The sequence below is a fragment of the Acinetobacter sp. YH01003 genome (assembly GCF_013420525.1).
Taxonomy (GTDB): Bacteria; Pseudomonadota; Gammaproteobacteria; order Pseudomonadales; family Moraxellaceae; genus Acinetobacter; species Acinetobacter towneri.
Genome location: NZ_VOXY01000004.1, coordinates 172,188 through 183,840 on the forward strand (window position 1 = coordinate 172,188; position 11,653 = coordinate 183,840).

General features: G+C 40.9%; 11 protein-coding genes. 6 read left to right on the plus strand and 5 right to left on the minus strand.

Going from position 1 to position 11,653, the window contains the following annotated elements; translation table 11 throughout:
• Nucleotides 1–67 precede the first annotated feature (67 nt).
• A complete protein-coding gene (locus FTT70_RS06260) occupies nt 68–1,057 on the minus strand; it encodes a LysR family transcriptional regulator (RefSeq protein WP_004977282.1) in 990 nt (329 codons plus the stop codon).
• 645 nt (nt 1,058–1,702) lie between these two features.
• Here FTT70_RS06260 and FTT70_RS06265 point away from each other — a divergent pair.
• Nucleotides 1,703–3,304 carry an isocitrate lyase gene (locus tag FTT70_RS06265; RefSeq protein ID WP_004977281.1) on the plus strand — a complete coding sequence of 534 codons (1,602 nt, stop codon included), beginning with the start codon at nt 1,703–1,705 and terminating at the stop codon, nt 3,302–3,304.
• Between the two features lie 127 nt (nt 3,305–3,431).
• Here FTT70_RS06265 and FTT70_RS06270 read toward each other — a convergent pair whose 3' ends face one another.
• Entirely contained in the window at nt 3,432–4,262 is an 831-nt protein-coding gene (locus FTT70_RS06270; RefSeq protein WP_180168413.1) for a copper resistance protein NlpE N-terminal domain-containing protein, read from the minus strand.
• 434 nt (nt 4,263–4,696) lie between these two features.
• On the opposite strand from FTT70_RS06270, the gene FTT70_RS06275 reads away from it, so the two are divergent.
• On the plus strand, nt 4,697–5,245 hold the full coding sequence (locus FTT70_RS06275; RefSeq protein WP_257229367.1) for a 1-acyl-sn-glycerol-3-phosphate acyltransferase: 549 nt from the start codon (nt 4,697–4,699) through the stop codon (nt 5,243–5,245).
• 47 nt (nt 5,246–5,292) lie between these two features.
• On the opposite strand, the gene ykgO is transcribed toward FTT70_RS06275, so the two are convergent.
• The 3 genes from ykgO to mrdA all read right to left on the minus strand — a co-directional run bounded on the left by ykgO (nt 5,293) and on the right by mrdA (nt 8,172).
• Nucleotides 5,293–5,415 carry a type B 50S ribosomal protein L36 gene (gene ykgO / locus FTT70_RS06280; RefSeq protein WP_026438469.1) on the minus strand — a complete coding sequence of 41 codons (123 nt, stop codon included), beginning with the start codon at nt 5,413–5,415 and terminating at the stop codon, nt 5,293–5,295.
• A 105-nt stretch (nt 5,416–5,520) separates the two neighbouring features.
• Nucleotides 5,521–6,078: a 16S rRNA (guanine(966)-N(2))-methyltransferase RsmD gene (gene rsmD, locus FTT70_RS06285; protein ID WP_004970724.1), complete on the minus strand. Its 558-nt coding sequence runs from the start codon at nt 6,076–6,078 to the stop codon at nt 5,521–5,523.
• Between the two features lie 3 nt (nt 6,079–6,081).
• On the minus strand, nt 6,082–8,172 hold the full coding sequence (gene mrdA, locus FTT70_RS06290) for a penicillin-binding protein 2 (protein WP_180168415.1): 2,091 nt from the start codon (nt 8,170–8,172) through the stop codon (nt 6,082–6,084).
• A gap of 254 nt (nt 8,173–8,426) precedes the next feature.
• Here mrdA and FTT70_RS06295 point away from each other — a divergent pair, with 254 nt between their 5' ends.
• The 4 genes from FTT70_RS06295 (at nt 8,427) to FTT70_RS06310 (ending at nt 11,398) form a co-directional block, all read left to right on the plus strand.
• Entirely contained in the window at nt 8,427–8,945 is a 519-nt protein-coding gene (locus FTT70_RS06295; protein WP_004970721.1) for a hypothetical protein, read from the plus strand.
• A gap of 63 nt (nt 8,946–9,008) precedes the next feature.
• On the plus strand, nt 9,009–10,325 hold the full coding sequence (locus FTT70_RS06300) for a hypothetical protein (RefSeq protein ID WP_167846149.1): 1,317 nt from the start codon (nt 9,009–9,011) through the stop codon (nt 10,323–10,325).
• Nucleotides 10,326–10,406: 81 nt separating this feature from the next.
• Complete coding sequence (gene adk / locus FTT70_RS06305; RefSeq protein WP_004970717.1) at nt 10,407–11,066, plus strand: adenylate kinase; 660 nt, start codon at nt 10,407–10,409, stop codon at nt 11,064–11,066.
• Nucleotides 11,067–11,194: 128 nt separating this feature from the next.
• Nucleotides 11,195–11,398: a hypothetical protein gene (locus FTT70_RS06310; RefSeq protein ID WP_004970716.1), complete on the plus strand. Its 204-nt coding sequence runs from the start codon at nt 11,195–11,197 to the stop codon at nt 11,396–11,398.
• Nucleotides 11,399–11,653 lie beyond the last annotated feature (255 nt).

Genomic DNA, 11,653 nt, shown 5'->3' on the forward strand with positions numbered 1-11,653 from the left:
GAGGAATATCGAAATATTCCTCATCTGAGTATAAGCGTTTGTGCCAATAAGTTCAGTGAATTTTTAATTAATAGGCTGAAAATTGAGAGTTATTCAGTAAAAACTCACGGTTTTCTTCTTCAATCATTTGGCGCGCTACATATAAAATCAATTGGCGTAACCAACGGTGTGCAGGGTGATGATGTAACAACGGACACCATGCCATCTTTAATTCAAATTCTGGAATATAAAATGGTGGGTCTTTAATCAGTAAACTTTGGCTTTTGGCTTGTAAGCGCGCAATACGTGTAGGTAAGGTTGCGACTAAATCTACATTAGACGCGAGTAGTGCAGGCATTTGATAATGACGGGTAAACACCGAAATTTTACGTTTTTGTCCAATACGCTCTAAAGCTTGATCAATCCAACCCAGTCCCGCTTGTTTCTCTGGATTCACACCAAAACCAACGCCCATACCTGTTTTAGAAACCCAAATATGTTGTGCATCTAAGTAGCTTTTTAAATTCAGGTTATTGGCAGCAGGGTGTTTGTGATTGAGCAGGCAAGAAAAACTATCACGCCAAACTAAAACCTGATGGAAACTTTGTGGAATTTCATTAAAACGGTTAATTGCCAAATCAACTTTGCCTTGTTCCATATCGCGATAAGACACATCACTCGGGGTTAGAAAGTCCAATACCACATTGGGTGCTTCAGAGCGTAAAGCTTTAACCAAGCGTGGGACTAATGTGGCTTCTGCGTAATCGGAGGTCATAATCCGAAATACACGATTTGAAGTATAAGGGCGGAACTCAGTACGCGGCTCCAAAATCATAGAAAGGTCAGATAAGGCATCGCGGATACGCGGTTGTAATTCTAAGGCACGTTCAGTTGGCGTCATGCCTTCAGAAGAACGAATCAGCAGGGGATCATTAAATAAATTGCGCAAACGACGTAAAATGTTACTCATCGCAGGTTGGGTAACGCCCAATTGTTCTGCAGCACGGGTTACATTTTTTTCACGAAGTAAGACGTCAAGATAAATTAATAGATTAAGATCAACCCGCTCCAGATTCATAAAATAAATACCGAAAATAAAATCACTAAATTATTGGAATTATGCCATAAGCCGTAAGGCTTGTGTATAAATTATGATGAAAAAATCGACGAGATAAATAGCAAAAAATCTGAATAAAAACAGCCAGCCCCATCATTATTTCCTAAAGAAATGTAAGCTGCCTAGCACTGCATCTATACTTTTTAATATTAAATGCAAAAACACTTAAAAGCATTGGCAGAACTGATAGCAGATTCTATTTTGTATGAAACTTATGCACTTACATTGTGCTGAAAAGCAGCAAAATTTTGCTAAAAAATGGCAGAAATCGCCAATGCAAGCATTTTTTATGAAATGCAAGACTTAAGTCTAATGCAGAAAATATCGGCACAGAGATGAATTTGTAAGCAAAGATATTTGATTAATTTTCTAAATAAGGTTTTTAAAATCAATATGTTGTGTTTTTATTGTTTTTGTGAATTAAGACTTTGATCTATACATTTTTTTAAAAAATACCGAGAATTACACGAGAATATTGGATTAATTCATTCAGTCACTCTACTCTGTATTCATCGTAACGAAGTGCTCTAAATCTGAGCAATCAAGCATAAGCGCGATTTAGCCTTCGATTGATAAATCCTAAATAATATTACAGGGTACAATATCATGACTACATACCAAACAGCGATTGATGCAATCCGCGAATTAAAAGCAAAATTCGGCAACACTTGGGCAGACATCAGTCCTGAAGATGCTGCGCGTATGCAAATGCAAAACCGTTTCAAAACTGGTTTAGATATTGCTAAATATACAGCTGCGATTATGCGTCGTGATATGGCTGCTTATGATGCTGATTCAAGCAAATACACTCAATCTTTAGGTTGCTGGCACGGTTTTGTTGCGCAACAAAAAATGATTGCGAACAAAAAATACTTCGGTACTACTGAACGCCGTTATATCTACCTTTCTGGTTGGATGGTTGCTGCACTTCGTTCAGAATTCGGTCCACTTCCTGACCAATCTATGCACGAAAAAACTTCTGTTCCTGCATTGATCGAAGAAATCTATACATTCTTACGTCAAGCTGACGCAAAAGAATTAAACGATTTGTTCCGCGCACTTAAAAAAGCACAAGACGCTGGTGATACTGCTAAAGCTGCTGAAATCACTGCTCAAATCGACAACTTTGAAACTCACGTTGTGCCAATCATTGCGGACATCGACGCTGGTTTCGGTAACGAAGAAGCAACTTACTTATTAGCTAAGAAAATGATCGAAGCGGGTGCATGTGCACTTCAAATCGAAAACCAAGTTTCTGACGCGAAACAATGTGGTCACCAAGCTGGTAAAGTAACTGTTCCACACGAAGACTTCATCGCTAAAATCCACGCGTTACGTTATGCGTTCTTAGAAATGGGTCTTGACGACGGTATCATCGTTGCACGTACTGACTCTGAAGGCGCTGACTTAACTCAAAAAATCCCAGTAGTTAAAGAGCCAGGCGACATCGCTTCTCAATACATCAGCTACTTAGACACTCAAGAAATTGACATCTCTGAAGCGAAAGAAGACGAAATCCTAATCAAGCGTGATGGTAAATTACACCGTCCTAAGCGTTTAGCTTCTGGCTTGTACCAGTTCCGTGAAGGCACTCAAATTGACCGCGTTGTACTTGACTGTGTAACTAGCTTACAAAACGGTGCTGACCTTCTTTGGATCGAAACTGCGACTCCAAACGTAGAAGAAATCGCTCACATGGTTAACCGTGTACGTGAAGTTGTGCCAAATGCGAAACTTGTTTACAACAACTCTCCATCATTCAACTGGACACTGAACTTCCGTCAACAAGCGTACGACCGTTGGGTTGCTGAAGGTAAAGACGTATCTGCATACGACCGCGCTAAATTAATGAGCGCTGAGTACGACGATTCTGAATTGGCTGCTGAAGCTGACGAAAAAGTACGTACATTCCAAGCAGACGCTTCTCGTGAAGCAGGCGTGTTCCACCACTTGATCACTCTGCCTACTTACCACACAGCTGCTCTTTCTACTCACGAGCTTGCTCAAGGTTACTTCGGTTCTGAAGGTATGTTGGCTTATGTTGCTGGCGTACAACGTAAAGAAATCCGCGGTGGTATCGCTTGTGTTAAACACCAAGCAATGGCTGGTTCTGACATCGGTGACGATCACAAAGAAATTTTCTCTGGTGACAACGCGCTTAAAGCAGCGGACGAAGCTAAAAACACAATGAACCAATTCAACGCGTAATCGCTTGATGGTTTAAAAGAAAACCCTGCTGATGCAGGGTTTTTTTATGGCTATTTAAAATAGTCAAAGAACTTTGAAACATCCTTAAATTGATGTTCCTTCATTTATGAAATGCAGCAGCTGTAACCTATTTAATTTTGATCACATCTGCCTGTACAGAAGCAGGGTAATGGAAAGACACCTTAATCCATTGTTTTTGTTGTGCAGGAATCGGTTCTAAAAATTGCGGATCGACTACAGCAGCATATTCCTGATATTGCTGATCGACCAAAACCAAGTCATTGGCATGTAATTGTAATGCTTGATCAGATTGATTGTGAATTGCCAGAAAATAATCGTGTGCCATCACAGGGTCGTTTAATTCTTTGACCTCAATATTTTGTACGTGTTCAGCCTGAATATCGACATGCTTCAGGGCATTACTGACTTGCATATTTTCTACAGGATGTAAGAAAACCTGAGTTTCATTTTTCTGTTGATTTTGTATATTTTTCTGATTGTATAAGCTGAATTGAAGACCGTGAGCTGTGAGTTGAATACGTGCATAGGCTTGCCCATTTTCTGTATTGAGCAACCATTCATTTGCCGTGTTTTGCGATGGGTGTTGGTTCTGTTTGTCTTGCTGATTGTTGCCCTGAGCAGCTTGAATCGTTCCCGCCACTTGGTTTTCGCGCTGGCGCTGTTTCGAGCGTTTAATGTCGCTGAGTTGAAAGGTTTGATCATCATTCAGGCGTAAATGAATCACATGCTGTTCACAGTTGTCACAAGGCAATAAGGCTCTAAAGTTACCTGTAGCTTGTCCTGTCCATGAAGTTGCTGAATTTTGAACTTCAGTTTTGGGCGTAATTTGTGGCTCAGAAGGCAAAGCGGATTGATATTCCCTGCTTGGATCAGTTGATCCGCAAGCTACTAAAAATAAGCTAAGTGTACTGAGTGCAATCGGATAACGATTCAGCATAAATGTTCTAAACTTCAAACTTGTCTTGCTGCCACCTTAAACTTTCACCTTGTATCTGAAAAGCCAATTTGCCTTATTTTTAATGAAGATTTGTAGCAAATCATAACAAGCCCGATGTTTTAAAGTTTTAAGTTTCACTTCAAGGATTACATCGGATTAGACCGTAAAAAACTCAGCAAACTGTGCGTAAATTTATATATTTACCATTTTAAACTTGCTTGAATCTAGCAATGAATAAGCGCAAAAACAGTATGATTTTGCATGGAATGACAAAAATAAGATGAGTGCAGGAAATTTTTATACATTTATAAAGTATTTGTTTATTTATTCGTCGTTTTAGACTTTTGTATTTGTCGATGCTTGCTAAAATTCGCACACTTTATTTGGGGTATGCGGTTGTGTTTGAAAAGTTAGCTGAGCGAAGCTTAAATTTAATGGGTTGGGAAATCGACAATCATTGTCCGTTGGAATTAGACCAATATGTGATGATTGCTGCACCGCATACCAGTAATTGGGATGCCTTATATGCACGCTTAGGGCTTAAAGCTTTGGGCGTTAATGTTCGCTTGACCATTAAAGACAGCTATATGAAATTGCCGTTTGGGCCATTTGTCCGTGCGATGGGAGGTATTGGTATAGACCGTCGTCCGAAAGCACCAGGCGAAGCACGACCTAGTATGGTTCAGCTCATGACGGACTTATTTAAAACCCATCCTAAATTGGTGATGTTGGTGACGCCTGAAGCCACACGTGCGCGTCAAGAACAATGGAAAACAGGTTTTTATCATGTTGCGTTAAATGCAGGTGTGCCAATTGCTTTGGCGTATATGGATTACGCAAAAAAGAAAACGGGTGTGGGAAAAATTGTGCATCCAACCGGTGATTTTGAAAAAGATATGGCTGAAATCATGACATTTTATGCGCAGGTTCAAGCAAAATTTCCTGAAAGTTTTAGTGTCGATACACGTTACTATTCAGAATAAGCACACTATTTCAGTGTAATAATCTATCAAAACTAAAAGACAGGGGATTATCCCTGTCTTGCTTTAAAACGTGGATTGGATTTGCAAATCACAAATAATTTGCCACGACGTTTCACAATTTGACAATCGGCACGCGATTTTGCACTTTTTAAAGATGAACGAACTTTCATGAAGATAAACACTACAATATGTAATGTTATAATATTACATTAATGGATGGCTCTTGAAAAGTGTCGATAGTCATAAAATTACCGCGTATCTTTTAAGGAGAAAATTTAAACAACAATCTTTTGGTATAAGCCCGCACGTACAGTTCCCGCTTTGCTCTCTTTAACTTTTTGCCAAGTCTGCGGTAATTTTAACAGGTTTAAATCACGATCTGCTTCAACATAAATCAGACCTTGTGCCGCAATGAGTGGATCAGCCAACCCTGCCAATTCTTCCCATAAATCTAAACTATAAGGCGGGTCTAAAAATACCAAATCAAACTGATCTTTTAGTGTCGCCAAAGCATGTTGTGCGGTAGAAACTTTTAATTGTGCTTTGCTTTTATTGACGCGTAATAATTCTAAATTTTGCTGTAAAAACTGTGCTTGTGTACGGTTTGGCTCAATCATGACCACGTGTGCCGCACCGCGAGACAGGGCTTCAAAAGCTAAAGCGCCCGAACCTGAACAGAGGTCTAACACTTTGGCGTTTTGCACATCCCACATTAACCAGTTGAATAAGGTTTCGCGCACTCGGTCGGGCGTAGGGCGTAATCCCTCAATTGAAGCAAAAGCCAACTGACGACGTTTCCATTCTCCACCAATAATGCGTAGTTGATTTTTCATGGCTTAGTCGCTCTCAATTGGGTTAGTGGGTACAACTGCTGTTGGCGCAGTTGCAGGTGGATTGGTTGGAGCTGAACTCGGAGTAGTTTGCGAAGGATTTGGGTTGAGCGCAGGGTGATTGGTTGCTGTATTCGGATTATTCACGTTATTCGTATTTGGTGCAGTAGATGAAGGGACTTCACCACTTGGCAATTCACTTGGTTTTAAACCTGCAGTCATTAAGCCACCACTCACTTGTGCGGCAGATGGACGAATTGGCTTTTTATTTTTATTCAGTAACCAATAGTCTAAAATTGGACGCGCCAAAGCCGTTGCTGCAGAACCACCGCGACCATTTTCTAGAATGATGGCAATTGCGATTTCAGGGTTTTCGGCAGGAGCGAAGCCAACAAATAAACCGTGGTCAAGCTGACGGTCGGTCAATAAGGCTTCGTTATAGCGTTTACCTTGCGCAATACTTTTAACCTGTGCTGTACCTGTTTTACCTGCAACTGAATATTGCAAGCCGCCTTTAATCCCTTTACCTGTACCTGATTGAATCACATCAACCATGGCATCACGCATTTTAATCCAGTCTTCTTCTGTGCCGTTAAAGTCAATTTTTCCGTTGGTACCATTGTGAACTTTAAATGGTTTCGCGCCACGACTTTCACGTAACACGTGCGGTGTGACTTTAAATCCTTTGTTGGCGGTGATGGCGGTGGCCATTGCTAATTGCAATGGTGTCGAGGTAAATGCACCCTGACCAATACTGACGGAAATTGTTTCACCTTTCATCCATTTGGCTTTGCGCGTACGCATTTTCCAGTCCGGGTTTGGGTAGAGTCCTGTGCTTTCACTTGGTAAATCGACCCCAGTTTTTTCACTAAAGCCAAATTGACGCATCCAGTCGTTCATTTTTTCAATGCCCATGCGATACGACAATACATAGAAGTAGGTATCACACGACACGACTTGAGCTTTGTGCATATCGACAATGCCATGCCCAGTTTTTTTATGGTCACGGAAACGGTGGCTGTCGCCTGGTAAAGTGAAATAACCATAATCCTGAATGGCGGTTTTCCAGTCGACATAGCCATAATGAATACCGCCTAAACCAAACATCGGCTTAATGGTAGAACCCGGTGGATAAACACCTTGTACTGCACGGTTATAGAGTGGTTGATCTAAATTATCGCGTAAGGCAGAGTAGTCGGTATGGCTAATACCTGTGACAAATAAGTTAGGGTTAAAACTCGGACTGGAGACTAAAGCTAAAATTTCACCTGTACGTGGGTCAAGTGCCACAATTGCACCACGGCGTTCTGCCAGTTGTTCAGAGGCGACCACTTGCAAGCCATAATCCAATGACAAAAACAAATCATTGCCACGTACAGGGTCTTTACGTCCTAAATTGCGCAGCACATTACCATGTGCATCGGCTTCTACAGATTCGTTGCCGGGTACGCCATGTAGCAAGTGCTCATACGATTTCTCCACCCCAATTTTGCCAATCAAGTTGGTGCCTGCATAAGCATCTTTGTCAATTTCTTTCAGTTCTTTGTCGTTAATGCGCCCGACATAACCAATCACGTGCGCAAATAAGTCACCATGCGGATAGTAACGTGTCATCTGGGTTTCAATATTGACCCCAGGGAATTGAAATTTAACTTCACTAAAACGGGCAATATCCGATTCATTTAAATTCAGCTTGATCGATACACGTTCAGTTTTACGTGAAGTTTTAATCCGACTTTTAAAGCGATCGATATCTTCTTCTGTCAGTTGTAAAACAGGTGTCAGTCGCGCAATGGTATCGTCAACATCTTCAACATCTGCACGGCTTAAAGTGGCTGAGAACACAGGGTAGTTATCTGCCAATAACACACCATTGCGGTCATAAATATAACCACGTGCAGGTGCGAGTGGTTGTAGCCGAATTCGGTTTTTATCTGATGCAGTCGCAAATTCATCGTAGCCGCTAATTTGTAAAAAGGCATAACGAGCCACCAACAGCAGCAAGAAAAAAACCACAACACCCACCGAAAAAAAGATGCGATTGCGAAAAATACGCTTCTCTTGCTGAGCATTTTTTAACGGATAGTGTTGTTTCATACAAAAATTGGCTTAACAAAAATGAGGGAGAACGAATTTGGACTATTCTAACGCATCTATTGGCAATTTTGAGTAACCATGTTTGACTGAATTGCCCGATTTAACCTAGAAGATGGGCGCAATCTTAATTTTTGACTTTAGCGACATCAAAATTGTAATTTGCTGTATATAAGAATCCTGACAATTCTGCTAGAGTCAAAACACGAAAACAGGACTGTTTTTAAAATTAAAACAAATGGACACTGGTGACAATAATGACAAAAGTCTATTCTTTCGTGGCATTACTTGCCTTTTCAAGTTTTAGCTTTGCTGGGAACACTACTTTTTTACCTGAAGCAAAAATTAGCGCAGATAGCGCAAAAACCTGGAATGTAGGGGCGGGTATTACCCAAAAATTACTGCATTTGAATGGTGAATGGGTCAATCCTTATGGCATTGCCTATCTAAAAGCGGGGGCTTTTTTAAATGGTGACCATGAAGTCGGTGGGCAAACAGGTTTTCGTTACCCATACCACCTCACAGGTAAAGACAAAAATGGTTATTATATTGGCGCTTACGCAGGACACCTAGAATCTAAATGGGTGGATGGTGAAGAAAAAGCGCGTTTAGGTGCAGGCATTGATCTGGCTTATGTATTACTGAGCCCTGAACGCATCAGTAGCTTTAGTGTTGGCATTGGCGCAGGTGAAAAATTGGAAGATCGACAAGGGCGAGTGATTGCGGAAACTGAGCCTAGACTACAATTTTCCTATACGCTCAGTATGGGTTTGTAGTCAGAATAGTGACTTTTAACTACTTTAGAATCTTGTAATTAGAACTAAATATGGAAAAAATGCATGCTTGAGTACGTCAATCAGTTGTGGCAAACCTTTTTGAATCGTCCAGATTTTTGGGCCGTGCTCAGTATTATTCCTGTGACTGCTTTTGTGACTTGGGCGCACGTGTGGATGGCACTAAAAATGGTGTTCTATCCAATTAGCTTTTGGGGCTTTCACCTTGGGCCTATTCCTGTGGGATGGCAGGGGATTGTACCGCGTAAAGCAGGGCGTATTTCAGGCATCATTACCGATAACACATTGTCAAAATTAGGTTCATTGCGTGAGTTTCTCAATGCTATGGACCCTGACGATATGGCGCGTATTATTGGTGAGCAAGTGGGTTTTGAACTTGAGCACTTAATTGATGAGGTCATGTTAGACCGCAATGCTGTGCTTTGGGAAAACCTACCGTATTCGATTAAACGCCGTATTTACGCACAGGCGCATAAACAATTGCCAGGTGTGCTGCGTGAATTGGTGACTGAACTGACCTTGAATGTTGAATCCTTGGTGGATATGCGTGAAATGGTGGTCAGCCAAATGGAAGGTGATCGCCGCTTAATGGTGCGTATGTTCCTAAAAGTCGGTCAAAAAGAAATTAACTTTATTTGGCATATCAGTGCATTGATTGGGATGTTCTTTGGTATTTTCCAAATGATTGTTTGGTTTCTTGTACCATGGCACTGGACGGTTCCATTTTGGGCGGCAATTTGGGGCTTCTTGACCAACTGGATTGCGATTTGGATGGTATTTAACCCAGTCGAACCACATTACGTGAAATATCCGCAGTTCTTTAAATTGACTGAAAATCGTCAATTTCCATGGATTAAGCCAGTGATTCCACGCATTGGGACTTATAATATTCAGGGTGCGTTCATGAAACGCCAAGAAGAAGTCTCGGATGTGTTTGCAACGGTAGTCACAGAAGATCTGATTACGTTAAAATCGATTATGACTGAAATGATGTATGGCAGTAAAAAAGACAAAACCCGCCGTATTGTCAAACGCCACATCAACGAAATTATGGAAACACCATTGGTTCGTACCTCTTTACAGTTGTCTTTGGGGCCAAAAGAGTATGCCAAACTCAAGACTGACTTGATTGATCGTTCGATTGAAATTACGATGGTGCCTGTATGCGACCCTGCCTTTAATGCGAGCCGTGCACAGAAAATTTATCAAATGTTCAGAGATCGTATTCGTGAACTGACGCCAAAAGAATTCCAGAATCTCTTGCGTCCTGCCTTTCAGGAAGATGAGTGGATTTTAATTGTCTTGGGTGGTGTAACTGGTTTTATTGCTGGTTTAATACATTTGTTTGTCGCTTTCTTATAAGAGGATGCTGGCTGCGTAAAGGGCGATGGCTCTGATATGCAACGAGTGTCAAATACATTGTTAAAATGAGGATGTTTTTTTATGCGCATTATCTTACTCGGACCACCTGGAGCAGGTAAAGGTACACAAGCTCAGTTGATCTGTAAGCGCTACAATATCCCACAAATTTCAACCGGTGATATGCTCCGTGCTGCAATTCGTGAAGGTACTGAATTAGGTCTACAAGCCAAAAGCGTTATGGACGGTGGCGGTTTGGTATCCGATGAACTGATCATTGGCTTAGTGAAAGAGCGTATTGCGCAGCCAGATTGCGTGAATGGTTGTATTTTTGATGGTTTCCCTCGCACCATTCCACAAGCTGAAGCTTTGGAAAGTGAAGGCATCAATATCGACCACGTGATTGAAATTGATGTTGCAGACGAAGAAATCGTACAGCGTTTGTCTGGTCGTCGTCAGCACCCTGCATCTGGTCGTATTTATCACCTTGTTTACAATCCACCAAAAGTGGAAGGTAAAGATGACGAAACTGGCGAAGATTTGGTTCAACGTCCAGATGACCAAGAAGAAACCATTCGTAAGCGTTTAAAAGCGTATCACTCAGAAACTGAGCAATTGGTTGGCTTCTATCAAGGTCGTGCTGCTTCTGGTGAAAATGCACCAAGCTATAACAAATTGAATGGTCTTCGTCCAATTGAAGAAGTTCAAGCAGATTTGTTTGCTATTTTAGACCAAGCAAAATAAGTCTAGGTCTTAGACCAAGTCTGTTTAAAAGAAAATAAAATCGTTTAAACAGGCTGCTTGTTTTGACTTTAAAAGAGTCCTGATTCATATTAGGGCTCTTTTTATTTGTGTCAGTTTGGGAGAGTGCTTTGCAACATGCTGCTGTGATCATCATGTTATTGGCAAGTATTGCCGTTTTAGGCTTTCTTGTTTTTGTGAGCTATAAGTTGTTGCGCAACACACAAGCTCAGAATTCGGCTGAAAAAAAATCAGGCAAGCACTATCAATTGCATCCGAAACTTAAACAACAGCAAGAGCAACAACGTCAGTCTGAAGATTCTCAGGATAAATAAACCATCACACATCTGCAAAAGATTGCAATTTTAAATTTGGGCAGTTTTTATAAAACCTTATGAAAAAGAATAAAATTCTATTAATAATTCTTGTGGTTGGTATTATTACTTTAGGTATTGTAATTTTTCTCTGTACACGACAAATTTCACAGAACCCTTATCCTATCAGGATTCTGCTTTCTTAAAATTGCCAAAATTTCCTTAAACTCTTCTTTTTTCCCAAAACCAATTAAACGCTGAATCGCCATTTGAACA